Source organism: Sphingomonas sp. CFBP 13728 (assembly GCF_014841895.1).
Classification (GTDB): domain Bacteria; phylum Pseudomonadota; class Alphaproteobacteria; order Sphingomonadales; family Sphingomonadaceae; genus Sphingomonas.
The window spans coordinates 553479-578745 of record NZ_JACYUS010000003.1 but is presented as its reverse complement, the minus strand read 5'-3'; the positions used below and the strand labels follow the sequence as shown (position 1 = coordinate 578745).

Here is a 25267-nt window from a genome sequence, read left to right as displayed (position 1 = left end):
CCCAGCTAAGCCCGGATAGCGCGCTTGGCTCCTGGGCCCCCGCGTTCGCGGGGGAACGAGCAAGGGGGTGCGGTTGAACGAAACACGCATCACGACAACACCGCCGGATCCAGCACAGTCTCGTGCGCGATAATCGCCGCCGACCGCGCCTGAACCGCCGCCGGCGAAGCAATCAGCCCCCGCTTCACCAACGGCCCCGTCGCCCCCCAGTTCGCCGCATACAGCTTCAACAAGTTCCGCAGTCCCGGGATCGCGGTCAGATGCGCCTTCTTCACATAGATATACAGCGGCCGAGACCCTGGATAACGATTGTCCGCGATCGTCGCATAGGTCGGCGCGACGCCCGAGATCGACACCCCGTTCACGTCGTCCTTATTCTCTTCGAGATAGCTGTACCCGAACACGCCGATCGCATTCGGGTTCGACTGGAGTTTCTGGACGATCAGATTGTCGTTCTCGCCCGCATCGACATACACGCCGTCCTCGCGCACTCGCGTGCACAGCGCCTTGTGCGCCTCGGCATCCGACTTCGCGAGCGCCTTCGCCGAAGGATCGCTCGCCTCGCACCCCTTGGTCAGGATCAGCTCGGCCAGCGCATCGCGCGTGCCACTCGTCGCCGGTGGCCCGTAAACCTGGATCGGCACCGCGGGCAGCGCCGGGTTCACGTCGCGCCAGACCCGAGCCGTATTCACCTTGCCCCCCGGATTGGCGGCGAGCGCCTTGTAGAGATCGGTCGGTGTCAGCTGCATCTTCGGGCCGTTCTTCGCCTCGGCAAAGGCGATGCCGTCGATCCCGACCTGGATCTCGATCACGTCGCGGACGCCGTTCTTCGCGCACGTCGCGTATTCGCTCGCCTTCATCCGCCGCGAGGCGTCCTCGATATCGGGATGCGCCGCGCCGACGCCCGCACAGAACAGTTTCATCCCCGCGCCGGTCCCGGTCGATTCGATCACCGGCGCCTTCGCATCGGGATCGTTCGCGACAAGCTGTTCGGCGATCATCGTCGTGAACGGATAGACCGTCGACGACCCGACCGCGGTGATCTGGTCGCGCGAGCCCGCACCGCCGCCGTTCGCCTGATCGACGCAACCGGCCAGAGCCCCAACCACCCCTAGAAGAACGAACCGCTGCACCAGAATTCCCGTCATGCACCGGCCTTAGCGGTACTTAAGACGATCCTGTGTGACACTTGGGTTACCCTTTTATGACAGCGCCTTTGGTCGCCCCGCCGCTCGGGGGCAGAATGACCGAAACCACCGTCCCGACGCCGACCTGACTCGCGATATCGAGCCGCCCGCGGTGCCGCTCGACGATGTGCTTGACGATCGCCAGTCCGAGCCCCGTGCCGCCCAGCGACCGGCTGCGCCCCGCATCGGCGCGGTAGAAGCGCTCGGTCAGCCGCGGGATGTGCACCGCCGCGATCCCGTCGCCCTCGTCGCGAATCGACAGGCGGATCATCCCGGCATCGTCGCGCTTCAGGTCGATCGTCACCGGGGTCCCGGCGCGCCCGTATTTCATCGCGTTGCCGATAAGGTTGTGGAGCATCTGCGACAGCTGGACGCGGTCGCCCGACACGGCGGCGATACCCGGATCGATCGTCGCGACCAGATCCCGCCCGCGATCGCCCGCCGCATCCGCCAGTTCCTCACGCGTGTCCTCGACGAGACGCGCAAGATCGACCGCCTGATCGGGCAGGCGAAACTTTTCCGCCTCGATACGCGACAGCGAGATCAGGTCCTCGACCAGCCGCTGCATCCGCCGCGCCTCGTCGTCCATCACCTTCAGGAAGCGCGCGCGAACCTCGGCGTCCTCACCCGCTTCGTCACGGAGTGTTTCGATAAATCCAAGAATAGAAGCCAGGGGCGTGCGCAGTTCGTGGCTCGCATTGGCGACGAAATCGATCCGCATCCGCTCGGCGGCGTAATTGCCGGTCTGGTCGACGAGGTGGACGATCCGCTGGCCCTCCGACGTCTCGCTGAGCAGCATCTCCCAGCGCTGGTCGCGCGTGCCGAGCCCGACCAGTTCGATCGGCCGCTCGCCGTCGATCGGCCCCGGCGTCCCAAGACGCTCGGCGGCGGCGGGATGGCGGATCGCGACGCGCGCATCCTCGCCAAGGATATGCGCGCCGAGCAACGTCCGCGCGGCACGATTGGCGACCACCACGCGGCCGTCCTCGACCAGCATCACCGGCGCGACGATCGCATCCAGCACGTCGTCGAGCACCGACGGCGACACGCTCGTCGCGTCGTCCAGGGCAGGCGCCTCGTCCCCGGTGCCGGCAGCCACCAGCGCGGCGGCAATTCCACCCACCAGCGCGACGATCGCGCCCTGCACGTCGCGCGTGATCGCGAACACCGCGACGGCGGCGACGAATACGACGACGATCGCCCAAAATGTGCGCAGGCCAAATCCGGAAAGCATCAGGGTCTCCAAGGCGCGTGTACGCGGCGCCGTTGCGTCCTAGTTCGATACGATCCGCACGGCTATATTGTCAGCGCTTCAGGATTGTGAAAGGGCTTCGGTATAACTGGGGGGTATAGCAGGGGCACCATGAGCGACGATACCCGACCCGACCAGGATCAGATGCCGGATACCGACGTCCCGACACGCCGCCGTGTCCTCGCGCTCGGTGCCGTTGGCGCAGGGGCGGTCGTGTCGATCCGTCCCGCGCTCGCGCAGACCGTGGGTTCGGTGCTGAACTGCGAAATCGCGGTACCCGACCGGAGCCGCGCGGGCGGCTATATCGATCGCGACGGCAAGGTCGTCCCGGCGCGTACGAAGGGCGCGTTTCCGCCGTCGAACCGCGCGTTCAAGGGCGAAGAGGTCAGGCGCGCGATGGCCAATGGCAGCACGCTGCCGGGCACCGATTCGGACCGCAGCCGCGCCTACGTCAAATACATCCGTCGGTTGCAGCGTGGCCAGGGCGGCTTCACCTGCTTCGCTTCGTTGCAGATGCCGCGCGGCTGAGGCCGTGCAGGCCGTGATCGACAAAGCGGCCGTGCAGCCTGCGATCTTTCGAGCGCCCGAAGAGGGTGGCCTGCTGATCGCACCGCTCGACGAATTCACCGCGGTCTATCATCGCGCGTCCGGCATCACGCACCTCCTGACCGAACCCGCACCGCAGATTCTCGCCATACTCGGCGAGAGCGCGTTGTCGCTCGACACGCTGCTTAGTCGCCTGGGCGACGATTATGACCTCGAAGACGCGGATCGTGATGCGTTGGCGGCGCGGCTCGACGAGTTGATCGAAGCCGGGCTCGTCGAGCGCCTGTGAGGCATGCCTTCTCCGTTCGCATCGGCCCGGTCGGTTTTCGCATCGGCTCCGACTGGCGCGCGCCGATCGACCAACTCGAAACGCTGTATCGCGACTATCCGAAGCCGGTCGATGGCGTCCCGGACTTCACCGTCCGCCTGTTCGCCCGCCGGCCCTGGCGCCGGTTGATCCGCCCGTCGGTCGAGATCGGTGGCGATTACATGCTGCCCGAAGCCGCACCCTTGCCGCTCCGGCAGGGCCTGCTCGCCGCCGAGATGGCGATGAACCTGCAGATGGCGCTGGGCGCGCGGCGCTATCTCCTGCTGCACGCGTCCGCGGTCGAGCGCGATGGCCGGGCGCTGCTGATGACCGGCGAGTCCGGTGCGGGCAAGTCGACGCTCGCGACGTTGCTCGCGGCGAAGGGTTGGCGGTTCATGGGCGACGAATTCGCGCTGCTCGATCCCGCGACCGGTCTGGTGCACGCCTTCCCGCGCCTGATCAGCCTGAAGAACGCTGGCGTAGCCGCGGCCGAGGCGGCGTGGCCGAACGCGCGGATGGGGCCGCTGATGCCGGCGACCCCCAAGGGCGACATCCGCCACATGGTCCCCGACGCGCGGGCGATAGGCGCGATGGACGTCCCCGCCATTCCTGCGTTACTGCTGTTCCCGCGCTACGGTTTCGAGCCGGACACGCGGCCGGTGCCCCCTGCCGAGGCGTTCATCAGGATGACGCAGGCGTCGACCAATTACACCGCGCTCGGCGAGGCTGGGTTCCGTGCGCTGACCACACTGATCGCGGGTGTGCCCTCGGTGGCGATCGACTATCCCGACGGTCCGCATGCGATCGCGCAGGTCGAGGCGCTGTGGGCAACATTGTGACCGACGCCCGGATCCTCGCGCGCGCGCTCGCCGATCCCGCCAGCGTCGCCGGGCTCGATGCGGACGGCTGGACCGCGTTGCTCGCGATGGCGCGGGCGGAGCAATTGATCGGCACGCTGTCGGTGCGCCTCGACGGCCTGCCCATGCCGGGCGCGGTAAAAAGGATCCTCGCCGACGCGCGTGCCGCCGCCGAGCATGGCCGCCGGGCCGCGCTGTGGGAGGCGGAGATGGCGCGCCGCGCGCTCGCGTCGGTCGACTGTCCGGTCGTGCTGCTGAAGGGCACGGCGTTCGTCGCGGCCGGGCTGTCCGCGGGGCAGGGGCGATCGATCGGCGATCTCGATATCCTGGTGCCACGCCCCGCGCTCGATGCGGTGGAGGCGGCATTGCTTGCCGCGGGCTGGGAATGGGTGAAGCCCGACCCGTATGACGACGTCTATTACCGCCGCTGGATGCACGAGCTCCCGCCGCTGATCCACCGCGAGCGCGACCGGATGATCGACGTCCACCACACGATCCTGCCGCTGACCGCACGGATCACGCCGGATGCGGACGCGCTGATCGCCGACAGCGTCCCGCTCGGCAACGGCCTGCGTACGCTGTCCTCGAACGGCATGATCGTCCACGCCGCCGCGCATCTGTTCGCCGATGGCGATCTGGCGGGTGGCCTGCGTAACCTGTGGGATATCCGGTGCCTCGTCGACGAGTTCGGCGCCGAAGGGCTGGATGCGAACGCTCGCCGGCACGGTCTGCACCGAGAGGTCGCGCGCTCGTTACGACTGGTGGAGGCACTGTTCGGTGACGGCGAGGCACACGGTATCGATCGTCTCTACCTGCGCCGGCTCACCGCGCGCGACGACTGGGGCAGGCCGACCCGCCCGGTCACGCGTCTCGTCTTCTATATCCGCTCGCACGGGCTGCGCATGCCGCCGGCGATGCTCGCGCGCCATCTCTGGACCAAGTGGCGCAAGGCCTAGTGCAGCGTGCGGAGCCGCGGCGGTCGACTGCTGCGGATCAGCGCGATGATCCCGACCACCACCGCGATCGCGATCGTATCGGCGATCCAGTCGCGAATGTCGCAATCCCGGTGCAGCGACGGGATCGATTGCAGCACCTCGACCATCGCGCCGAGGAACGACAGGCGTTCGAGCACCTTCAGCGCACGCGCGGCTGGATAGGCGAACGACGCCAGCGCCGCGAGCGTCGCGAAGGCGAGCATGTGCTCGAACTTGTCGCCAAAGCGATCGATCGGCATGTGCGGCGGCTTGGGCAGCAACGCCATCGTCAGCGCGAACACGATCGCGGCGGCCAGCAGCACCTGGAAAAGGCGCGTCAAATCGCGTTCCTGCCTCATCGGGCCAATCCTTCCAGCGTCGGCAGCAAGTCTTCATACCCATCGATCACCGCGTCGGCGCCGAGTTCTCCGACCGGCTGCATCAGGAAGCCGAAGCTGCACGCGATCGTCGGCAGTCCCGCCGCTTTCCCCGCCTGGATGTCGAAGATCGAATCGCCGACGAACGCCGCGCGTCCTTCTCCACCCCCGGACTTCCGACAGAGCCGTACCATCTCGTGAATCGGCATCGGCGACGGCTTCGATTCCGCCATCGAATCGCCGCCCAGGATGCACGCGAACCGGTCGGTCAGCCCGAGTTCGCCGAGCACGGTCCGCGCGAACCGTTCGATCTTGTTGGTGACGATGCCCAGCGTGACACCCTTCGCCGCCAGGGCATCCAGCGCATCGATCACGCCCGGATAAGGCCTTGTCAGCACGCAGATATTCGCCTCGTAATAGGCGAGCAGCTCGGCATGCAGCGTGTCGAGCATCGCCTCGTCATAGCCGCCGGTCGCGGTCAGTCCCTGCTTGAGCATGTGCCGCGCGCCGCCGCCGATCATCGGCTTGACCTGCTCGACGGTCAGGGGCGGGCGATCGACCGATGCAAGCGCGTGGTTGACCGCGGCGGCAAGGTCTCCACTGGTGTCGAGCAACGTGCCGTCGAGGTCGAACCCGACGATATCGAAAGAAAAATGCGTCATTGCGTGCGGGCCTGCCAGCGACGCTATGGAATTGGCAAGGCTTTCGTGGCAGCGATCCTTCCATGACGACGCATTCCAACGACCAACCGTTTTCGGCGCAGTCCTCCGCGCGCATCCCCGCGCACCCGATCGCGGTCGTGATCCTCGCCGCCGGCAAGGGCACGCGGATGAAATCCGACCTGCACAAGGTGCTCCACCCGATCGCCGGACGGCCGATGCTGCTGCACCTGGTCGCGAGCGCGGCGGCGCTGCATCCGGCAAGGACTGTCGTCGTGACCGGGGCAGGGCGCGAGCAGGTTGAAATGGCGGTCGCGCCGCTCGGCATCGCCACCGCGCTTCAGGCCGAGCAACTCGGTACCGGCCACGCGGTCGCACAGGCGCGCGAGGCCTTGGCGGGGTTCGAGGGCGACGTGCTGATCCTCTACGGCGATGTCCCGCTGGTCACCGCAGCTACGATGCAGCGAATGATCGACCGGTTGGAAGGCGACGATACGCCCGCCGTCGTCGTGCTCGGCTTTCGTCCCGCAGATACCGGCGCCTATGGTCGCGTCATCGCCGACGCTGCGGGCCGGATGGACCGGATCGTCGAGTATAAGGACGCGTCGGAGGCGGAACGCGCGGTGACGCTGTGCAACTCCGGGTTGATGGCGGTGCGCTCGACCGACCTGTTCGCGCTGCTCGACCGGCTCGGGAACGACAACGCGGCGGGCGAATATTACCTCACCGATATCGTCGGTCTGGCAGGCGCCGACGGCCGCTCGTCCGCCGTCATCGAAACCGGCGCGGACGAGGTCGCGGGCGTCAACAGCCGCGGGGAACTCGCCGGCGTCGAAGCCTCATGGCAGGCCACGCGCCGCGCGCAGGCGATGGTCGACGGCGCGACATTGATCGCCCCCGACACCGTCTGGTTCTCGCACGACACGCAACTCGGTCGCGACGTCGTGATCGAACCCAACGTTGTCTTCGGCCCCGGTGCACGCATTGCGGACGGCGCGACGATCCACGCATTCAGCCACGTCGAGGGCGCCTCGGTCGGCAAGGGCGCCAATGTCGGCCCGTTCGCGCGCCTCCGTCCCGGCGCTGAGCTGCGTGAGGATGCCAAGGTCGGCAATTTCGTCGAGGTAAAGAAGGCGGTCATCGGCGAAGGCGCGAAAGTGAGCCACCTCACCTATATCGGCGACGCGGACATCGGCGCGGGCGCGAACATTGGCGCGGGCACGATCACCTGCAATTACGACGGCTATTTCAAATACCGGACCGTCGTCGGCGAAGGCGCGTTCATCGGCTCGAACTCCGCGCTGGTCGCGCCGGTCACGATCGGCGCAGGCGCGATCGTCGCCGCGGGATCGGTCGTGACGCAGGACGTCGAGGCCGATGCGCTTGCGCTGGTCCGCCCGTCTCAGATCGCCAAGCCCGGCTGGGCCAAGCGCTTTCGCGAGCGGATGCTGGCAAGGAAGCGGTCATGAAGGCGGCCGCGCTCGTTGCCGTGCTGGCGCTGGCAGGTTGCGCAACGCCGCAGGTTTCGCGCGACGCGATCCCGCCGATGCTCGCGATCGAACGCGCGGCGGGCTTCGCACCCGGCGCCTATCCCGGCGTCTTCGTGATGACGGTTCGCGCGTCGGGCCGGCAGGGCGCCAGCCTCTATCTCAATTCGGAAGGCGATTACCGAGACCCGCGCAACCTATCGTTCGAGGTTCGGCCGATTGCGCAGGCGCAACTCGAAGCGCGGTTGGGCGCGCCCGCAGGGACTGTGCTGCAGGAACGGACGATCCGCGTCGATGGCGAAGCGCGCCGGGTGCGGATCGACTTCACCGCGGACGGTCGCCCGACCGGCAAATATTACTACCAGACCCATGTCGTCATCGAGCGGGGCGAACAGCTCCTCTCGGTCGACTGAACGAACGGACGGACGGACTATATGTGTGGCATCGTTGGAATTCTGAGCGGCGAAGACGTCGCGGGCCGTTTGCTCGACGGGCTGAAGCGGCTCGAATATCGCGGCTATGATTCGGCCGGGATCGCCACCGACAATGACGGCGCGATCGAGCGGCGGCGCGCGTCGGGCAAGCTCGTCAATCTGGCCAACGAACTCGCCGCGCATCCGCTGCCCGGCAAGACCGGTATCGCGCATACCCGCTGGGCGACGCATGGCGGCCCGACCACCAACAACGCACATCCGCACGCGACCGGCGAGGTCGCGGTGGTCCACAACGGCATCATCGAGAACTTCAAACCCTTGCGCGACGAACTGATCGCGCGCGGCCGGACGTTCACCAGCGAGACCGACACCGAAGTCGTCGCGCATCTGATCAGCGAGAAGGTCGAGGCGGGCATGGACCCGGTATCGGCCGTCCGCGAGATCCTCCCGCGCCTCCACGGTGCATTCGCGCTCGCGATCCTGTTCCGCCAGCATCCCGACCTGCTGATCGGCGCGCGCCTTGGCTCGCCACTGGTCGTCGGTCACGGCGACGGCGAGATGTACCTCGGCTCCGACGCGCTCGCGCTCGCGCCGCTGACGCAGCGGATCGCGTACCTCGACGAGGGCGACTGGGTCGTGCTGACCCGCGACGGCGCGCAGGTCTACGACCGCGAGAACACTCCGGTCGAGCGCGCGATCACGCTCTCGGGGATCACCGGCGAGGTGATCTCGAAGGGCAACCACAAGCATTACATGCTCAAGGAGATCTACGAGCAGCCGATCGTCGTCGCGCAGACGCTCCGCTCGTACCTCAAGCGGATGGAAGGCGAGGTCTCGCTGCCGATCCCCGAGTTCGACCTGTCCACGATCAAGCGCGTGACGATCGTCGCGTGCGGGACGAGCTTCTACGCCGGCATGGTCGCCAAATACTGGTTCGAGCAGTTCGCGCGCGTCCCCGTCGACCTCGATGTCGCGTCGGAGTTCCGCTACCGCGCGCCGGTGATGGAAGACGGCGGCCTCGCGCTCTTCATCTCGCAGTCGGGCGAGACCGCCGACACGCTCGCGGCGCTGCGCCACGCCAAGGCCGAGGGCCAGAAGATCGCGGTCGTCGTCAACGTCCCGACCAGCTCGATGGCGCGCGAGGCGGACCTGTTGCTGCCGACGCATGCTGGTCCCGAGATCGGCGTGGCCTCGACCAAGGCGTTCACCTGCCAGCTCGCGGTACTTGCCGCACTCGCCGCCAACCTGGCGCGCGCGAAGGGTTTGCTGACGAGGGACCAGGAACGCGAGATCGTCCGCCACCTCGCCGAGGCACCCGCCGCACTCAACGGCGCGCTGGCCTATGACGAAGCGATCGAGGCAATGGCCCACAACATCGCCGGCGCGCGCGACGTGCTGTATCTCGGCCGCGGGACGGATTACCCGCTGGCGCTCGAAGGCGCGTTGAAGCTGAAGGAGATCAGCTACATCCACGCGGAGGGTTATGCCGCCGGCGAGATGAAGCACGGCCCGATCGCGCTGATCGACGAGCACGTCCCCGTCATCGTCATCGCACCGTCGGGGCCGCTGTTCGACAAGACCGTCAGCAACATGCAGGAAGTCATGGCGCGCGGCGGCAAGGTCGTGCTGATCTCCGATTACGACGGCATCCAGGCGGCCGGCGAAGGCTGCATGGCGACGATCACCATGCCCAAGGTCCACCCACTGATCGCGCCTTTGGTGTATGCGGTGCCCGTGCAGTTGCTGGCGTATCACGTCGCGGTGCTGAAGGGCACGGACGTGGATCAGCCGCGTAATCTGGCGAAGAGCGTGACGGTCGAATAGCGGTCAGCTTACCGTCGGGTCATATACCTTGAGATAAGTCCGCCACCCCGGCGAAGGCCGGGGCCCAGTTGGGGGACGGTAGTAACGACGGATGGTCCGCTGTTACAGCGACCTTCCCAACTGGGCCCCGGCCTTCGCCGGGGTGGTGCTAATGGCGGCGTATCCACCGATTTTCTTTCCGCCGCGCGCAACCCTCGATTGACTAAAATTGTGCGCCGCGTCACAACTCGCGGGGTCGATGTCGGGCAACCGGCATGGCACCGCGCGGGAGAGCGTTTCCGGTCCTTTCAGGGCTGATGGAACCGCCGAAGGAGCAACCACCCCGGAATCTCTCAGGCACCAGAGACCGCGCGGGGCTGATCGACACTCTGGAAAGCGTCCTGGCGTAAGTCGAGGGCCACCGAAGGGGTAAGCGCTGGACAAGTCCGGCGCGAAAGCTCTCAGGTCCCGTGACAGAGGGGGTTCGGATCGTTGCACCCATTGGTGCCGCGCGCCCCTTCGACGGAGACGACCATGAGCGACCCAGAACTGCGCGATTACGCCAGCATCATCGATCAGGCCGACGATTACGTCGAGCCCGAGATCCTGCCATTGCCGCTCGACGCGTGGCACCGCGCGAACGGCGCGCGGATGGTCGAGTTCGCCGGCTACGAGATGCCGATCCAGTATGAAGGCATCATGGCCGAGCACGCCTGGACGCGCGACTCGGCCGGGCTGTTCGACGTCAGCCACATGGGCCAGCTCGTCTTCTCCGGCGAAGGCGTCGCGCATGCGCTTGAAACCGTCCTGCCGGGCGACATCGCCGGGCTGGGCGAGGGCAAGATGCGCTATTCGCTGCTGCTCGCGCAGGACGGCGGCATCCTCGACGACCTGATGGCCACGCGCCTCCCCGACGACCAGCCGTCGCCCTTCTCCGCGCAGGACGTCGAGCCCGAGGCATACGACCCGCTCCACCCGTCGCCGACTGCGAGCGGCAGCTTCTACGTCGTCGTCAACGGCGCGACCAAGTACGACGACATCAGCTATCTGATCGAGCATCTGCCCGACGACGTCACGATCAACATCCTCGAAGACCAGGCGCTGCTCGCGGTGCAGGGCCCGAAGGCGGTCGAGGCGGTCGCGCGGATCATCCCCGGAGTCGACGGCCTCGTGTTCATGACCGCCGGCGCGTTCCACTGGAACGACGTACCGCTGTGGATCAGCCGCTCGGGCTACACCGGCGAGGACGGCGTCGAGATCTCGCTCCCCGCCGAACATGCTGTCGCGTTCGCCGACGCGCTGCTTGCGCTTCCAGAGATCAAGCCGATTGGCCTCGGCGCACGTGATTCGTTGCGTCTCGAAGCCGGCCTGCCGCTCTACGGCCACGACCTCGATCCCGAGATCACGCCGGTCATGGCCGACCTCGGTTTCGCGTTGTCGAAGCGCCGCCGCGAAGCCGCCGACTTCCCCGGTGCCGAGCGTATCCTCACTCAGCGCGAACACGGCCCCGCCACCAAGCGCGTCGGCCTGATCGTCGAGGGTCGCCAGCCCGCGCGCGAAGGCGCCGAAGTGATCGACGACACCGGCGCGACGATCGGCCGCCTGACCAGCGGTGGTTTCGCACCGACGCTCGGGAAGCCTATCGCGATGGCCTATGTGCCGCTCGCGCTCGCCGCCCCCGGCACCCGCATCGAGATCGCGCAACGCGGCAAGGTTCACACCGCTACCGTCACCGCGATGCCCTTCATTCCCCACCGCTACGTCCGCGCAGGAGCCAAGTGATATGAGCCGTTACTTCACGCAGGATCATGAATGGGTCGATGTCGATGGTGACGTCGGCACCGTCGGCATCTCCGAATACGCGCAGAGCCAGCTCGGCGACGTCGTGTTCGTCGACGTCCCCGAAGCCGGCAAGACGTTGAGCAAGGGCGACGAAGCCGCGGTCGTCGAGTCGGTCAAGGCCGCGTCGGACGTGTACTCCCCGGTCTCAGGCACCGTTACCGAGGGCAACGCTGCGCTCACCGACGACTCCAGCCTGGTGAACTCGGATGCCGAAGCGGCTGGCTGGTTCTTCAAGCTGACGCTCAGCGACCCGAGCGAACTCGACAGCCTGATGGACGAAGCCGCCTACGCAGCCTTCGTCGAAGGGCTCTGATCTAACTGCTCCCCTCCCGCTTGCGGGAGGGGTCGGGGGAGGGGCTGATACAGTCGTTCCCCGTCTCATTCCCTCCCCCGACCCCTCCCGTAAACGGGAGGGGAGGAGACTAGAATGCGCTACCTTCCCCTGACTCAGCCCGACCGTGCGGAAATGCTCGCCGTCATCGGTGCCGCGACCATCGACGACCTGTTCGTCGACGTGCCCGAAGCCGCGCGCCTAGACGGCCCGGTCCGCGACCTGCCGATGCACGCCTCCGAAATGGCGGTCGAACGCCACATGTCGGCGCTCGCCAAGAAGAACCTCACCGCCGGCGAAGCACCGTTCTTCCTCGGCTGCGGCGCGTACAAGCATCACGTTCCCGCCTCGGTTGATCACCTGATCCAGCGCGGCGAGTTCCTCACCGCCTACACGCCGTACCAGCCCGAGATCGCGCAGGGCACGCTGCAGATGCTGTTCGAGTTCCAGACGCAGGTCGCGCGGCTGCTCGGCACTGATGTCGCCAACGCCTCGATGTACGACGGCTCGACCGCATGCTGGGAAGCGATCGTGATGGCGCGTCGCATCACCAAGCGGGGCAAGGCGATCCTGTCGTCGGGTCTCCACCCGCATTACGTCTCGGTCGCGAACACGATGGCGAAGTTCACCGGCGACGTGCTCGACACCGCCGCGCCCGAACTGGTCGCCGACATGGACCTCGACCAGCTGATCGCGAAGATCGACGACGACACGTCGTGCGTCGTCGTCCAATACCCCGACATCCTCGGCCGCATCGCGGACCTGCGCCCGCTCGCGGATGCGTGCCACGCGAAGAAGGCGCTGCTGATCGCGGTCGTCACCGAGCCGGTCGCATTGGGCGCGATCACCTCGCCCGGCGAGATGGACGCGGACATCGTCGTCGGCGAAGGCCAGTCGCTCGGCGTCGGCCTCCAGTTCGGCGGGCCTTATGTCGGCCTGTTCGGCTGCAAGGACAAATACGTCCGCCAGATGCCCGGCCGCCTTTGTGGCGAGACCGTCGACGCGGACGGTCGTCGCGGTTTCGTCCTCACGCTGTCGACCCGTGAGCAGCACATCCGCCGCGAAAAGGCGACGTCGAACATCTGCACTAACTCCGGCCTCTGCGCGCTGGCCTTCTCGATCCACATGACGCTGCTCGGTGAAGCCGGCCTGCGCCAATTGGCCGAGGTGAACCACGCAGGCGCGGTATCCGCGGCCGAACGCCTTTCGCAGATCCCCGGCGTGGAACTCGTCAACGACAGCTTCTTCAACGAGTTCACGCTGAAGTTGCCCGTCGAAGCCCGCCCCGTCGTCCGCACGCTCGCCGATCGCGGCATCCTCGCCGGCGTATCGCTCGGGCGTTTGTACCCCGGCGAGGACGATCTCGCGAACGGCCTCGTCGTCGCCGTGACGGAAACGACCACCGCGGAGGACGTCGAAACGCTTGCGTCCGCACTATCCACCGTCCTTGGGGAGATACTGGCATGAGCATCAACCAGAGCGGCTGGCGCCCGACTTCGCCCGAGCAGAACACGGGTAACGTCCCCGCCAGCGTCACCGGCAACAAGGCCCTGATGCTGGAAGAAGCGCTGATCTTCGAGATCGGCGACACCAACACCACCGGCGTAGATTTCGCTGCTCCCTCTCCCCTCCGGGGAGAGGGCCGGGGTGAGGGGCAGCCCAGCAATGCTGCGCCCGGTACGACTCCTCACCCAACCCTCTCCCCGGAGGGGAGAGGGCTAAGCCGCTTGGCCGGCCTCTCGCGCACCAACCCGATCGGCCTCCCCGGTCTCTCCGAACCGGAAACGGTCCGCCACTACACCCGCCTCTCGCGCCAGAACTACGGCATCGACCTCGGCTTCTTCCCGCTCGGCTCGTGCACCATGAAGCACAACCCGCGCCTCAACGAGAAGATGGCGCGGCTGCCCGGGTTCTCCGACGTCCATCCGCTCCAGCCGGTCGACACGGTGCAGGGCGCATTGGAAGTCATCCACCAGCTCGCGCACTGGCTCGTCACGCTCACCGGCATGACCTCGGTCGCGATGAGCCCCAAGGCCGGTGCACACGGCGAGCTCTGCGGCATCCTAGCGATCCGCGCCGCGCTCGAAGCCAAGGGCGAAGGCGCGCGGAAGATCATCCTCGTCCCCGAGAGCGCACACGGCACCAACCCCGCCACCGCCGCGTTCGCAGGCTATAGCGTCGAGGATATCCCCGCCACTGCCGAAGGCCGCGTCGACACCGCCGCGCTCAAGGCCCGGCTCGGCCCCGACGTCGCCGGCGTGATGATCACCAACCCCAACACCTGCGGCCTGTTCGAGCGCGACATGCGCGAGATATCCGATGCGGTGCACGCGGCGGGCGGCTTCGTCTATTGCGACGGCGCGAACTTCAACGCGATCGTCGGTCGCGTCCGGCCCGGCGATCTCGGCATCGACGCGATGCACATCAACCTGCACAAGACCTTCTCCACGCCCCACGGCGGCGGCGGTCCGGGCTCGGGTCCGGTGGTGTTCTCGGAGGCTCTGACCCCCTACGCACCGCTCCCGTTCGTCGAGAACCAGGACGGCCAGTTCGTCCTCGTCGAGGAAGAAACCGCGGGCGAACATCACGCCGGCAGCTTCGGCCGCATGGTCGCGTTCCACGGCCAGATGGGTATGTTCACGCGCGCGCTGACCTACATCCTCAGCCACGGCGCGGACGGGCTGCGCCAGGTGTCGGAGGATGCGGTGCTCAACGCGAACTACATCCTCCGCAGCCTCGACGACACGCTCGACGCACCGTTCGGCCCCTCGGGTCCGTGCATGCACGAGGCGCTGTTCTCGGATTCCGGTCTCGCTGCCGGCTTCTCGACGATCGACATCGCGAAGGGCCTGATCGACGAGGGCTTCCACCCGATGACGATGTATTTCCCCCTCGTCGTCCATGGCGCGATGCTGGTCGAACCGACCGAGACCGAGTCGAAGGCGGCGCTAGACCAGTTCATCGCCGCGCTCCGCTCGGTCGCCGAACGCGCGAAAGCCGGCGACCCAAGCCTTAAGACAGCCCCGCATTTCGCCCCCCGCGCACGCCTCGACGAGACGCTCGCTGCACGGAAGCCGGTCCTGGTCTGGAAGGACCCCGCTCCGCTGGCGCAGGCGGCAGAATAAGAGAAGCAGGTGATCTTCGGGGCGTGACGCTTGCACCTGAAGAACAATACCACCCCGGCGAAGGCCGGGGTCCAATTGGGCGATGCTGCTGAGGGATGGCGGCGTATCGTTATCGCCACCTGTCCAATTGGGCCCTGGCCTCCGCCGGGGTAGCAGTTCAAATGTGTCGTCGCCTCTTTTACCTCGGCTGTATTGCTGCCATACTACACCAATTGAAGGTGATGGCGTGGGGGACGCAATGCAGGCGCACGAAGCACAAGGCTGGATCAGCTACGCGATCACGGCGGTCGTCATCGGCATAGTCTTCGCGATCCGCTGGCGCCGCATGAGTATCGTAAAGCCGCTCAAGCTCGAACGCCTCTGGGTCTTCCCCGCGCTCTACGCCGCCGTCACGCTCTACATGTTCGTGATGTACCCGCCGCACGGCCTCGCCTGGCTGTTCTGCGCGCTGGCCCTGGTTATGGGCGCAGCGCTCGGCTGGCAACGCGGCAAGCTCATGCGGATCACGATCGATCCCGACAGCCGCGCACTCAACACGACGTCCTCCCCGGCAGCGGTCCTGTTCATCGTAGCGATCGTCGCAGTCCGCACCGGCGCGCGCGCCGTGATCGGCGACGGCCACGCCCTCCACCTCGACGCCTTCGCCATCACCGACATGCTGGTCGCGCTCGCGCTAGGCCTGTTCACCACCCAACGCATCGAAATGTACCTCCGCGCCAAACGGATGCTCGAAACGGCCCGCGTCCGCTAATCCGAACCGTCATCCCCGCGAAGGCGGGGACCCATACTGGCAAGCGTCAGTAATGCAGACGATAGGTCAGCCAGTCGGGGTTCCCGCCTCCGCGGGAATGACAGAGAGTGGCCTCAAGCAATCGCCTGCTCCGTCTCTTCCCGCCGCCGCACATGCTCCCGCCAAACGATATACAACCCGCTCGCCACGATAACGGGCGCCCCGACCCACGTCGCCTCCGCCGGCAGCGTGTCGAACACCAGCCACCCCAGCAGCGTCGCCCACAACAGGCTCGAATAATCCATCGGCACCACCACCGACACCGGCCCGAGCCGCAACGACGTCGTCATCGCAATCTGCGCCAGCCCCCCGAAGATCCCGACGCTCGCGAGACACACCCAAGCGACCAGATCATGCGACTGCGCAGCCTGCGCATAGAACACCGACAACGGGATCAGCGACAGTGCCGAGAACCAGAATACCGTCGTCAGCGCGCTCTCGGTCTTGCCGATTTGCCGCAACAGGATCGACACGCTCGCCGTCCCGAACGCCCCCGCCAGCGCACAGCCGGCGCCCCACAACGGAAAGTGATCGCCGCTTCCGGGCTGTGCGACGATCAACACCCCCGCGAACCCGGTCGCGACAGCAGCCCAGCGATGCCACCCGGTCGGCTCGCGCAACACCAGCGCCCCCAGGATCGTCGCGAACACCGGCACCGTGAACCCGATCGTCGTCGCCTCCGCCAGCGGCAACGCGACGATCCCATTGAACGTGAACGCCATCGCCGACAGCCCGACAACCGCGCGAACGACATGCCCCGGCAACCGCTTGGTCGCGATCGACGACAAACCAGGCCCCGCGACGATCACCGCCGACACCAGCAAGCACGCCCCGAACTGCCGGAAGAACAAGATTTCCGACACGCTCGCGCCGTGCCGCTCGGCCAGCTTGATCGCGGTATTCATCAGCGCGAAGATCACGACCGACAGCAACCGCATGCCGATGGCGGGAAGGATGCGGTCGGTGGGCATGCGCGACCCCTACGCAAACCACCGCCGCGTCGCCACCCCGCAACTCACACGTGACGAACCCCCGCGCACCCGCTATCCGCTCCCCCATGATAAAGCGCGCACTCCCCGTCACCCGCGAGGCGGATTTCTCCGCCTGGTACCAGGCCGTCATCTCCGAGGCCGATCTCGCCGAAGAATCCGGCGTCCGCGGCTGCATGGTCATCCGCCCCTGGGGCTATGGCATCTGGGAGCGTATCCAGCGCCTGCTCGACGACCGGATCAAGGCGACCGGCCACGAGAACTGCTATTTCCCGCTCTTCATCCCGCTCTCCTACTTCGAGAAGGAGGCCGAGCACGTCGACGGGTTCGCCAAGGAAATGGCCGTGGTCACGCACCACCGCCTCAAGGCCGACGGCTATGGTCGCCTGATCCCCGATCCCGACGCCAAGCTCGAGGAGCCGCTCGTCGTCCGGCCGACCTCCGAAATGGTCATCGGCGCCGCGTTCGCGCGCTGGGTCCAGTCGTGGCGCGACCTGCCCGTGCTGATCAACCAATGGGCGAACGTCGTCCGCTGGGAAATGCGCACGCGCATGTTCCTGCGCACCAGCGAATTCCTCTGGCAGGAAGGCCACACCGCACACGCGACCGCGGACGAGGCGCGCGACGAGACGCTGAAAATGCTCGAAGTCTATCGCGACTTTGCGGAGGAATGCCTCGGCGTCCACGTCATCGCCGGCGAAAAGCCCGAGAACGAGCGCTTCCCCGGCGCCGTCGCGACCTACTCGATCGAGGCGATGATGCAGGACGGCAAGGCGCTGCAAGCCGGCACCTCGCATTTCCTCGGCACCAATTTCGCATCGGCGCAGAACATCCGCTTCCAGAATGCGGGCGGCGAGTTCGAGCTGTGCAACACCACCAGCTGGGGCGTGTCGACGCGGATGATCGGCGCGGTCATCATGGTCCACGGCGACGACGACGGCCTGCGCGTGCCGCCGATGATCGCGCCGTGGCAGGTCGTGATCGTGCCGATGCTGCGCGACGTCCCCGAGGACGCGGCGATCGTCGAATACTGCAAGTCGCTCCAGGCCGAACTGGCCAAGCAGTCCGCGCTCGGCGAACCGGTCCGTGCGCTGCTCGACCTCAAGCCTGCCAAGGCCGCGACCAAGCGCTGGGGCTGGGTCAAGAAGGGCGCACCGATCGTGATCGAGGTCGGCGGCCGCGACATGGCCGGCGGCAACGTCACCGTGATCCGCCGCGACCGCCTCTACCGCGAGGACGGCAAGCTCGACAGCGTCGCAACGCCGCGCGACGCGTTCGTCGGCGACGTCTCGGGGATGCTGCACGACATCCAGGCGACGCTCCATGTCGAGTCGATGAACCGCGTGAAGGGCAACATCGTACCCGCAAACGACTTCGCCGCGGTCGAGGCGCATTTCGCCGATGGTGTGAAGAACCCCGGCTGGGTCGACGTCCGCTGGTCCAAGCCGACCGGCGCGGCACTCGACAAGGTCGTCGAGCGGTTGAAGGCGCTGAAGCTCACCATCCGCAACGCGCCGATGGGGCAGACCGGGTGTGACGACGGCGCGTGCATCTTCACCGGCGAACCCGCGGTGGAGCGCATCCTGATCGGCCGCGCCTACTAGGCGCGCTGATCGGCCGCTGTCGGCGTCGCGTCCAAGGCTCCTCATCGGGGCGAGGCGTGGCGACTGCCTGGATAGCTAAGGCAAGGAGCAACCAAAACTGTCCGGTCTGTCGGCTGCATCGTCGCGCTCGTCTGGTATCGTCGCATCGGCTTTGGGCGGTGCGACCTCAGGGGGCAGGCATGGGCGTGACAGGGATCGGCGGCTTCTTCTTGCGGGCGCAGGATCCGGAGGCGATCCGCGCATGGTATGTCGAGCATCTTGGCGTCGGGTCGGTGCCGTATGGATCGTGGGAGACGCAGGCAGGGCCGAGCGTGCTCGCACCGTTCGCGGCCGACACCGACTATTTTCCCACGGATCGCCAATGGATGCTCAACCTGCGCGTCGACGACCTCGACGGCCTGATCGCCACGCTCCGCGCGGCCGGGATCGCGGTAGTCACCAATCCCGAATGGGACATGCCCGGCTTCGGTCGCTTCGCCCGCATACACGATCCCGAAGACAACCCGATCGAACTCTGGCAACCCGATCCTGCGTGATGAACCCCATTGATACTTGGTCTGGTACGCGGGAGTAAGTCGCTGTCCGGACGAGGATGGGTTTCAGTCGAACTCGCTCTATCATGCCTGTCATCGGTCGCGAGCGAACGGTAAATCCGGTCATGGCACGTCGTAGATTGCGACGCCTTCGACGCCTTCCGCGACGCGCGCCGCGATCGTGCCATCGGGACGAACGATCATGGTGCAGCCGTGGCTCAGCCATGCCCCTCGCGATCCCGTCACGTCGGCGGACACGATCCAGCACCCCGTCTGCACGGCGCGTGCGCGTAAATTCTCGACGCTGCGCGACTGCCAGCGTGCCGCGGTATCGGGCGGCAGCATGTTGTCGAGTGGATAGCAGATTACCCTCGCGCCTTGGTCGGCCAAACTTCGTGCTGCTTCGGGATGGTTGGCGTCGTTGCAGATGTTGATGCCGTACCGCACGCCGTCCCGTTCGAAGACCGGGCTTGCGCGCCCCGCGACCACGCCCGGCTCGTTCGGATGCCGCTTGGCATAGCGGCCAACGACGCGACCGCGTTCGATCACGAAGGCGCTGTTCGTCACGCCGTCGGCGCGGCGCTCGAAACTGCCGAGGATCAGCGTCGTCGCGACCGGCGCAAGTGGAGCGAAGACTGCGCGCCATCGGTCGTCCTCGACATCGATGGCCCGCGCGGCGATCGTCGCCGGATCATAACTGTGCCCCAGCAGATGACATTCGGGGAACACCGCAAGGTCCATGCGCGTGTCGGCTCGCGTCAGGTCGTCGACGATCCGCGCGACGACGGCGGCAGCGTCGTCCTCGACCCGCAAGCGCTGGAACGCTGCTATCCGCACGGCCGCAACGCAGGACGATCGGTCAAAACAACTCTCCCTGCGGCCCCCTCGGCGCGCGGAACAGGTCGTTGCGTATCGCGATCCGTTCCTGGTTCAGCCCGTGTTTGGCGCAGGCGATCCGGAACCGCGTACCCAGCAGGTCGGCCCATGGTCCTTGCCCCTTCATCCGCGTGAAGAAGTTCGGATCATTGTCGCGGCCACCTCGCAGCGAGGCGATCGTCGCCATCACCTTGCCAGCGCGATCGGGGAAATGTTGGTCGAGCCACGCACGGAACAGCGGTGCGACTTCGAACGGCAGCCGTACCGGGATGAAGAACGCCCGGCTGGCACCAGCCTCCGCCGCACGCGCGATCAAATGCTCGATCTCGTGATCGGTGATCGCGGGGATGACCGGCGCGATCGACACGTACACCGGTACGCCTGCGTCCGCGAGCTTGCGCACCGCCGCCAGCCGTCGCTCGGGATGCGGCGCACGCGGCTCGACGGTCGACGCCACCTTCGGATCGAGCGAGGTGATCGACATCGCCACCGCCGCCAGGCCCTTCGCAGCCATCGGCGCCAGCAGGTCCAGATCGCGCACCACGCGGTCCGACTTGGTCGTGATCGTCAGCGGATGATCGGTCTCTCTGAGCACTTCGATGATGCCGCGGGTGATCCGCCAGTCGGTCTCGATCGGCTGGTACGGGTCGGTGTTCGTGCCCAGCGCCATCGGCGCGACGAGATACCCCGGCTTGCTCAACTCCGCCCGCAACAGCGCCGCCGCCGAGGGCTTGGCGAACAGCTTGCTTTCGAAATCGAGCCCGGGCGATAGGTCGTGAAACGCATGACTCGGCCGCGCGAAACAGTAGATGCAGCCGTGTTCGCATCCTCGATAGGGATTGATCGAGCGGTCGAACGGTACGTCGGGCGAGGCGTTGCGGCTGATGATCGTCCGCGGCGTCTCGACCGTCACCGTCGTCCGCAGCTTCGGCGCGATCCCGTCGATCCCTTCGCGCATGTCGAGCCAGTCACCATCAGCCTCGGTCTGCGGCAGGTTGAAGCGACGGCTTTCGTCGTTGCGCGTTGCTCCGCGAACCGGTCGGGCGGTCTTCATCGCACGACGATACACGCAATTCACGAACAAAAGAAGAACATAGTTGATGGCGCGGTGCTGGCGAACCCGTCGAGCCTTGATCCATATCTAGTTAAATAAACGCAGGTTTCTAAAGGCTTGGCGCTGGTACGAAAGAATACTCGCCGCCTGCCGCGATAGCGCGTAGGGCAGGCACATGACGGAACAGATCACCACGGTGGAACGGGCATTCGAGTTGGCGCGATCGGGCGAATGCGAGTCGGTGAACGCGCTACGCCAGCGGTTGCGCCGCGAGGGGTATGACGCGGTTCATCTTCATCTTCACGGTGCGTCGATCAACAAGCAGCTCGTCGATCTCATCCATACCGCGAGGGGCGGCTCCGCGCTGGCGTAAGGCGGCCGCGGTCCGGTCGCGACGATCACGAGATCGCCCGACCGAACCATCACGCGTCACTTCTGCGCCAGAGCCATCGTCTTGGGCATGTTCAGACCGGCTGCCGACCATTCCGCGCTGGTCTTGCAGGTCGTCCTACCGATCCGCGAGCCGGTCACGGCGGGATCGTTCAAGCAGTATTTCTGCGTCTTGGCATCGTATTTGAGCACCGTCTTCTGGATCGAATCCTGCGGTGCCGCGAGGGCTGGAACGCCAGTGGCCAGAACGGCGACGGCAACGAGGCTCTTCAGGAAGATCGAGGTCATGGCAGCATCCTTGTGATGGTTGGTACGAGGCGCCCGATGGGGCGACATCTCGATCAATGCATCTGGCGTGCCAGTTATATAATACAGTGCATCAGTCGTCGTAAGTCGTTGAGGATGCCGGAAACTTCTTGATCGTGCGCAGGCAGAAAGCGGATTCTCCACTTGGTACGCCGCACTATCTAATGGTGATAACCGCGAGAAAATGGTCCGAGTTCGCGTGCTCGATCGCTAATTTAGCGAACAGGCCCGCGCCGGTTAGCGCTCTAGCAGCCGCGGCATCAGCTCGACGAAGTTGCAGGGCCGATGGCGGCTATCGAGCTGGTCGCGCAATATGCCGTCCCAGCCGTCCTTCACCGCGCCGGTCGAGCCGGGCAGCGCGAAGATATAGGTGCCGTGCGACACGCAGGCGCACGCCCGAGACTGGACCGTCGAGGTGCCGATCGTCTGATAGCTCAGCATGCGGAAGAGCTCGCCGAAGCCGGGGATCATCTTCTCGGCGACCTGCTCCACGGCTTCAGGCGTCACGTCGCGCCCGGTCACGCCGGTGCCGCCGGTGGTGATGATGCAGTCGACCTCCGGATCGCCGATCCACGCGTGCAGGCGCGAGACGATCGTCTCGACGTCGTCCTTCTCGATCCGGCGGTCGGCGAGAACATGCCCCGCCTCGGTCAGCCGCGCGACCAAAGTATCGCCCGAGCGATCCTCGGCAAGGCCACGCGTGTCCGACACGGTCAGCACGGCAATTCGGACCGGCAGGAACGTCCGGCTTTCATCGATCGGCATGAAACTCAGTCCGCGCGCGTGACGGTGGTGGACTGCGGTCCGACGCTGGCATTCACCGCGACGGTGGCGTTCAACGGCGCCGTGCTGGCACGATATTGCGTGTACGGCTTGGCCGCCATCCGCACCGCGGTTGCCCCCGGCAGGCCGGGGAAGCGCGGCCACATGCCCTGCGCCAGCGCGTTGCGGCTGGTCGATGCCTTCTTGCCGCCCTGCGCCTCGTACATCCAGTAGTTGCGCAGCACGGTGGTGACGTAGCCGCGCGTCTCCCAGTACGGGATGCTTTCGATATACATCAGCGGATCGCCGTTATCGTGGACGATCGCGTTCCAGTCGCCGACCGGACGCGGACCTGCATTATATGCCGCGATGACCTTGGGCAGCAGCCCGCCGGTGACGCCCGCCATGTCGCGCAGACGCTCGAGATGGCGCTGGCCGACATCCATGTTGGTGCTCGGCTTGGTCAGTGCTTTCACGTCGATCGAGGTGCCACGCTCGCGCGCGAAGTCGGTCGCGGCGGCAGGCATGATCTGCATGAGACCGTACGCGCCGGCCGGGCTCTTGATCGTGTTGCGGAACCGCGATTCCTCGAGCGTGTGCGCGTAGACCAGTGCCTTGTCGATGTGCCAGCCGCTGTCGGGCGTCCAGTTCGGCGTCGGATAGCGCGCCTCGGCGGTCGACGTGACCCCCTGCGGGCAGTTGTGCGCGAGCCAGACGGTCGTAGCGGGCAGGCTCAGCGCTTCCGCCACCCGGACCAGGTTGCCGAACTCGCGCGGATCGCCAATTTTCGCCTGCTGACGGATGACGGTATCGGCCAGGTCGGTCTCGCCGACCTCGACCAGTGCCGCCGCGACGCGGACGTTCGGACGCTTGCCGACGACCTTCCAGTCGCTGGCCACGAGCCCGCCAACCGACGTGCCCTTGTCTTTCATCGCGAGCTGCTGGCGCGCGAGCTGGCCGTAGAAGCTCTCGCCGAACTGCGCCGCAGCCTTCAGCCGACCCTCAATCTTGTCGGGCCGCGAGCACACCATGTCCGCGCGCGACGCCCAATACAGCGCCGCCGCGCGCAGATCGACATCGCCGGCCCGCGCCGCGACACCTTCGAACCCGGTCTCGGCATTCGCGCAATCGTTCTGCCGCCACGCCGACAGCGCGCCGACCCAGCGGCCCTGGACCGCCCAGTCGCCGACGCCGTCCTGCGCCTTTGCCGCCATCACGCGCGCGTTCACGTCGTCGCCCTGGAGGAAGTAAATCCACGCGATCTTCTGCTGCCACTCGGTCAGCGCTTCCGGAGTAAGCCCTGGCGTACTCTCCAGCAGCGACTGCGCCTCGCGGCCCATGTCCGCCTTCACATAAGGCTGCATCTTCAGCGCCAGATCGGCCGCGATCATGTCGCCCTGCAGGCTCTTGGCGCGGACGCGACGCGGGGCGCCGTCCTGCCAGATAAGCCGCTGCGCCGTGGGGAGGGGGGGCAGGTCGACCGCGCCGCGGGTCGTCGCGAGGCGCGAGATCTGCGCGGCTTCGGGCAGTTCGGGCGCTTCGTTGAGCAGCGCGACCAACGGCTCCATCTCGACGCGAGGCGAGCCCTTCGCCGTATACATCTCGGCGCGCGCGATCGCGTGCAGCGGGCCGGGCTTCATCGTGTCGAGCCCGATCTGCGCGTCGGTCCACTTGCCGTCGCGGATCGCCGCGAACACGGTTCTGTAGGCCTCGCGCTGGCTCGCATCGAGCTGGTCGGGGATCTGTTCGATCGTCGGTGCGCCGATCAACTGCGTCGTGCCGAGCCGCGCGTCGCCAGCGGGCTCACCGGCAACGGTCGCCGCGAGTGCTGGAAAGGGGAGGGCGCTGAGCCCCAGAACGATAGCTAGAGTCCGAATCATCTCACACCCTCTTGCGACGTCAGTCCGCGCATCAGCATCTGCAAATCCTTCCAGGCCTCGGCCTTGGCCGCGGGCTTCTCGATCAGAAACCGCGGATGAAAGCTCGCGACCACGCCGGTCTCGTCGGAAGCTTTGCCAGACGCCGAACCGGATCCCGTTTCTCCGGTCTTATGGTTAAACTCGTGTAAACGCCCGCGCGCGCCCTGTAATTCTGTCCCGAGGATCGCACGGCTCGCCGCATTGCCCAGCAACAGCAACCGCTTGGGCGCAACCAACCCGATGTGATGCTTGGCGATTTCCGACAACCGCGCCTCGACCTCGCTCTGGATCCGCCCCGCCGTCGGCCGCTTCGCGCAGACCGCCGCCAGATGCACTTCGTCACGGGTCAAACCGATCGCCGCGAGCATCTTGTCGAGCAGCCGCCCCGATGCACCACTCAGCAGTGCGCCGGCATCGCCGTCGTCCCGGTCAGGGCAATCGACAAGCACCATGACCGTAGCGTCAGCCGGACCTACGGCAGCCAGCGAAACCCCGCTCCAGTCCGCCTCGGGAACCTCCGCGCCGCTCCGCCAGGCCAGGAAATCGGCCAGCAAATGCGGCATCGCGGAGGGGGCCAAGACCGGCGCAGCAGGCACTGCGGCGGGCGCGACCAGCGGTTCGGGCGCCGCAAACCAGTCGCGCGGAACGTCGTCGACCAGCGTGTCGACGCCAGCCTCCTGCCACCAGTCGAGCGCGCTCGCCGCTGTATTTCGCCAGTCGATGGTTTGGTCCGCCCCCACGGGGTAACCTATGCTGCACGGTTGACGTGGCGGTCAACTCGCGCAATCGCCATATTGGACAAGATGGTGCCGGCCCGAGCCCGAACGAGGGGTGGGGCGCAGCTATGGCAATAGGGGACATCC

The 25267-nt window shown here is 66.7% G+C and carries 26 protein-coding genes and 2 riboswitches; of the genes, 15 read left to right on the top strand and 11 right to left on the bottom strand.

What is annotated here, in order from left to right:
• Positions 1-89 precede the first annotated feature (89 nt).
• On the bottom strand, positions 90-1148 hold the full coding sequence (locus tag IFT67_RS15625) for a substrate-binding domain-containing protein (protein ID WP_192239076.1): 1059 nt from the start codon (positions 1146-1148) through the stop codon (positions 90-92).
• A gap of 46 nt (positions 1149-1194) precedes the next feature.
• Positions 1195-2421: an ATP-binding protein gene (locus IFT67_RS15620; protein ID WP_192239075.1), complete on the bottom strand. Its 1227-nt coding sequence runs from the start codon at positions 2419-2421 to the stop codon at positions 1195-1197.
• Positions 2422-2550: 129 nt separating this feature from the next.
• Between IFT67_RS15620 and IFT67_RS15615 the strand changes: the two genes are divergently transcribed.
• From IFT67_RS15615 to IFT67_RS20665, 4 genes are read left to right on the top strand one after another with little or no spacing between them, the layout of a single operon-like run.
• Entirely contained in the window at positions 2551-2967 is a 417-nt protein-coding gene (locus IFT67_RS15615) for a hypothetical protein (protein ID WP_192239074.1), read from the top strand.
• 13 nt (positions 2968-2980) lie between these two features.
• On the top strand, positions 2981-3274 hold the full coding sequence (locus tag IFT67_RS15610) for an HPr-rel-A system PqqD family peptide chaperone (RefSeq protein WP_342450629.1): 294 nt from the start codon (positions 2981-2983) through the stop codon (positions 3272-3274).
• The gene (locus tag IFT67_RS20670) at positions 3271-4131 is read left to right on the top strand and encodes an HprK-related kinase A (RefSeq protein ID WP_192239073.1); all 861 of its coding nucleotides are present in this window, start codon (positions 3271-3273) and stop codon (positions 4129-4131) included. Before IFT67_RS15610 ends, IFT67_RS20670 begins: the two co-directional genes overlap by 4 nt.
• The gene (locus tag IFT67_RS20665; RefSeq protein ID WP_192239072.1) at positions 4128-5105 is read left to right on the top strand and encodes a nucleotidyltransferase family protein; all 978 of its coding nucleotides are present in this window, start codon (positions 4128-4130) and stop codon (positions 5103-5105) included. Before IFT67_RS20670 ends, IFT67_RS20665 begins: the two co-directional genes overlap by 4 nt.
• On the opposite strand, the gene IFT67_RS15595 is transcribed toward IFT67_RS20665, so the two are convergent.
• Positions 5102-5464: a hypothetical protein gene (locus IFT67_RS15595; protein WP_244647412.1), complete on the bottom strand. Its 363-nt coding sequence runs from the start codon at positions 5462-5464 to the stop codon at positions 5102-5104. The genes IFT67_RS20665 and IFT67_RS15595 overlap by 4 nt on opposite strands.
• 14 nt (positions 5465-5478) lie before the next feature.
• A complete protein-coding gene (locus IFT67_RS15590; RefSeq protein ID WP_192239071.1) occupies positions 5479-6162 on the bottom strand; it encodes an HAD family hydrolase in 684 nt (227 codons plus the stop codon).
• 62 nt (positions 6163-6224) lie between these two features.
• On the opposite strand from IFT67_RS15590, the gene glmU reads away from it, so the two are divergent.
• From glmU to IFT67_RS15550, 8 genes are all read left to right on the top strand, one after another.
• Positions 6225-7628: a bifunctional UDP-N-acetylglucosamine diphosphorylase/glucosamine-1-phosphate N-acetyltransferase GlmU gene (glmU, locus tag IFT67_RS15585; protein ID WP_192239070.1), complete on the top strand. Its 1404-nt coding sequence runs from the start codon at positions 6225-6227 to the stop codon at positions 7626-7628.
• The gene (locus IFT67_RS15580; protein WP_192239069.1) at positions 7625-8059 is read left to right on the top strand and encodes a hypothetical protein; all 435 of its coding nucleotides are present in this window, start codon (positions 7625-7627) and stop codon (positions 8057-8059) included. Before glmU ends, IFT67_RS15580 begins: the two co-directional genes overlap by 4 nt.
• Positions 8060-8080: 21 nt before the next feature.
• Positions 8081-9904: a glutamine--fructose-6-phosphate transaminase (isomerizing) gene (glmS, locus tag IFT67_RS15575; RefSeq protein WP_192239068.1), complete on the top strand. Its 1824-nt coding sequence runs from the start codon at positions 8081-8083 to the stop codon at positions 9902-9904.
• A 255-nt stretch (positions 9905-10159) separates the two neighbouring features.
• Positions 10160-10263: riboswitch (glycine riboswitch) on the top strand.
• Between the two features lies 1 nt (position 10264).
• Positions 10265-10370, top strand: a riboswitch (glycine riboswitch).
• A 47-nt stretch (positions 10371-10417) separates the two neighbouring features.
• The gene (gcvT, locus tag IFT67_RS15570) at positions 10418-11665 is read left to right on the top strand and encodes a glycine cleavage system aminomethyltransferase GcvT (protein WP_192239067.1); all 1248 of its coding nucleotides are present in this window, start codon (positions 10418-10420) and stop codon (positions 11663-11665) included.
• 1 nt (position 11666) lies between these two features.
• A complete protein-coding gene (gene gcvH / locus IFT67_RS15565; protein WP_132735659.1) occupies positions 11667-12038 on the top strand; it encodes a glycine cleavage system protein GcvH in 372 nt (123 codons plus the stop codon).
• A 114-nt stretch (positions 12039-12152) separates the two neighbouring features.
• Positions 12153-13523: an aminomethyl-transferring glycine dehydrogenase subunit GcvPA gene (gene gcvPA, locus IFT67_RS15560; RefSeq protein WP_192239066.1), complete on the top strand. Its 1371-nt coding sequence runs from the start codon at positions 12153-12155 to the stop codon at positions 13521-13523.
• Positions 13520-15181, top strand: a complete 1662-nt coding sequence (gene gcvPB, locus IFT67_RS15555) for an aminomethyl-transferring glycine dehydrogenase subunit GcvPB (protein ID WP_192239065.1) — start codon at positions 13520-13522, stop codon at positions 15179-15181. Before gcvPA ends, gcvPB begins: the two co-directional genes overlap by 4 nt.
• Before the next feature lie 226 nt (positions 15182-15407).
• Positions 15408-15932, top strand: coding sequence for a CcdC protein domain-containing protein (locus IFT67_RS15550; RefSeq protein ID WP_342450628.1), 525 nt, complete (start codon positions 15408-15410; stop codon positions 15930-15932).
• Between the two features lie 113 nt (positions 15933-16045).
• On the opposite strand, the gene IFT67_RS15545 is transcribed toward IFT67_RS15550, so the two are convergent.
• Positions 16046-16942: a DMT family transporter gene (locus tag IFT67_RS15545; RefSeq protein WP_192239064.1), complete on the bottom strand. Its 897-nt coding sequence runs from the start codon at positions 16940-16942 to the stop codon at positions 16046-16048.
• 86 nt (positions 16943-17028) lie between these two features.
• Between IFT67_RS15545 and IFT67_RS15540 the strand changes: the two genes are divergently transcribed.
• The gene (locus IFT67_RS15540) at positions 17029-18564 is read left to right on the top strand and encodes an aminoacyl--tRNA ligase-related protein (RefSeq protein ID WP_133019273.1); all 1536 of its coding nucleotides are present in this window, start codon (positions 17029-17031) and stop codon (positions 18562-18564) included.
• A gap of 179 nt (positions 18565-18743) precedes the next feature.
• A complete protein-coding gene (locus tag IFT67_RS15535; RefSeq protein ID WP_192239063.1) occupies positions 18744-19100 on the top strand; it encodes a VOC family protein in 357 nt (118 codons plus the stop codon).
• Between the two features lie 120 nt (positions 19101-19220).
• On the opposite strand, the gene IFT67_RS15530 is transcribed toward IFT67_RS15535, so the two are convergent.
• Both IFT67_RS15530 and IFT67_RS15525 read right to left on the bottom strand, forming a co-directional pair.
• Complete coding sequence (locus tag IFT67_RS15530) at positions 19221-19934, bottom strand: nitrilase-related carbon-nitrogen hydrolase (protein ID WP_192239062.1); 714 nt, start codon at positions 19932-19934, stop codon at positions 19221-19223.
• A 22-nt stretch (positions 19935-19956) separates the two neighbouring features.
• Positions 19957-21027 (bottom strand): PA0069 family radical SAM protein, encoded by a 1071-nt coding sequence (locus IFT67_RS15525; RefSeq protein ID WP_192239061.1) that lies wholly within the window; start codon positions 21025-21027, stop codon positions 19957-19959.
• Between the two features lie 175 nt (positions 21028-21202).
• Here IFT67_RS15525 and IFT67_RS15520 point away from each other — a divergent pair, with 175 nt between their 5' ends.
• Positions 21203-21400, top strand: a complete 198-nt coding sequence (locus IFT67_RS15520; RefSeq protein ID WP_107962697.1) for a hypothetical protein — start codon at positions 21203-21205, stop codon at positions 21398-21400.
• Between the two features lie 56 nt (positions 21401-21456).
• On the opposite strand, the gene IFT67_RS15515 is transcribed toward IFT67_RS15520, so the two are convergent.
• The 4 genes from IFT67_RS15515 to IFT67_RS15500 form a co-directional block, all read right to left on the bottom strand.
• Entirely contained in the window at positions 21457-21705 is a 249-nt protein-coding gene (locus tag IFT67_RS15515; RefSeq protein ID WP_192239060.1) for a hypothetical protein, read from the bottom strand.
• Positions 21706-21960: 255 nt separating this feature from the next.
• Entirely contained in the window at positions 21961-22488 is a 528-nt protein-coding gene (gene moaB / locus IFT67_RS15510) for a molybdenum cofactor biosynthesis protein B (protein WP_056057366.1), read from the bottom strand.
• Positions 22489-22493: 5 nt separating this feature from the next.
• Complete coding sequence (locus IFT67_RS15505; protein ID WP_192239059.1) at positions 22494-24365, bottom strand: lytic transglycosylase domain-containing protein; 1872 nt, start codon at positions 24363-24365, stop codon at positions 22494-22496.
• Positions 24362-25144, bottom strand: coding sequence for a uracil-DNA glycosylase family protein (locus IFT67_RS15500; protein WP_192239058.1), 783 nt, complete (start codon positions 25142-25144; stop codon positions 24362-24364). Before IFT67_RS15500 ends, IFT67_RS15505 begins: the two co-directional genes overlap by 4 nt.
• Positions 25145-25267: the final 123 nt, after the last annotated feature.

Coding starts and splice junctions, on each gene's coding strand:
- gcvH (WP_132735659.1), top strand. CDS start 11,667: ATGAGCCGTTACTTCACGCAGGATCATGAATGGGTCGATGTCGATGGT.
- IFT67_RS15515 (WP_192239060.1), bottom strand. CDS start 21,705: ATGACCTCGATCTTCCTGAAGAGCCTCGTTGCCGTCGCCGTTCTGGCC.
- glmU (WP_192239070.1), top strand. CDS start 6,225: ATGACGACGCATTCCAACGACCAACCGTTTTCGGCGCAGTCCTCCGCG.
- IFT67_RS15520 (WP_107962697.1), top strand. CDS start 21,203: ATGACGGAACAGATCACCACGGTGGAACGGGCATTCGAGTTGGCGCGA.
- IFT67_RS15545 (WP_192239064.1), bottom strand. CDS start 16,942: ATGCCCACCGACCGCATCCTTCCCGCCATCGGCATGCGGTTGCTGTCG.
- IFT67_RS15625 (WP_192239076.1), bottom strand. CDS start 1,148: ATGACGGGAATTCTGGTGCAGCGGTTCGTTCTTCTAGGGGTGGTTGGG.
- IFT67_RS15525 (WP_192239061.1), bottom strand. CDS start 21,027: ATGAAGACCGCCCGACCGGTTCGCGGAGCAACGCGCAACGACGAAAGC.
- IFT67_RS15505 (WP_192239059.1), bottom strand. CDS start 24,365: ATGATTCGGACTCTAGCTATCGTTCTGGGGCTCAGCGCCCTCCCCTTT.
- glmS (WP_192239068.1), top strand. CDS start 8,081: ATGTGTGGCATCGTTGGAATTCTGAGCGGCGAAGACGTCGCGGGCCGT.
- IFT67_RS15540 (WP_133019273.1), top strand. CDS start 17,029: ATGATAAAGCGCGCACTCCCCGTCACCCGCGAGGCGGATTTCTCCGCC.
- IFT67_RS15580 (WP_192239069.1), top strand. CDS start 7,625: ATGAAGGCGGCCGCGCTCGTTGCCGTGCTGGCGCTGGCAGGTTGCGCA.
- gcvPB (WP_192239065.1), top strand. CDS start 13,520: ATGAGCATCAACCAGAGCGGCTGGCGCCCGACTTCGCCCGAGCAGAAC.
- moaB (WP_056057366.1), bottom strand. CDS start 22,488: ATGCCGATCGATGAAAGCCGGACGTTCCTGCCGGTCCGAATTGCCGTG.
- gcvT (WP_192239067.1), top strand. CDS start 10,418: ATGAGCGACCCAGAACTGCGCGATTACGCCAGCATCATCGATCAGGCC.
- gcvPA (WP_192239066.1), top strand. CDS start 12,153: ATGCGCTACCTTCCCCTGACTCAGCCCGACCGTGCGGAAATGCTCGCC.
- IFT67_RS15535 (WP_192239063.1), top strand. CDS start 18,744: ATGGGCGTGACAGGGATCGGCGGCTTCTTCTTGCGGGCGCAGGATCCG.
- IFT67_RS15620 (WP_192239075.1), bottom strand. CDS start 2,421: ATGCTTTCCGGATTTGGCCTGCGCACATTTTGGGCGATCGTCGTCGTA.
- IFT67_RS15590 (WP_192239071.1), bottom strand. CDS start 6,162: ATGACGCATTTTTCTTTCGATATCGTCGGGTTCGACCTCGACGGCACG.
- IFT67_RS15615 (WP_192239074.1), top strand. CDS start 2,551: ATGAGCGACGATACCCGACCCGACCAGGATCAGATGCCGGATACCGAC.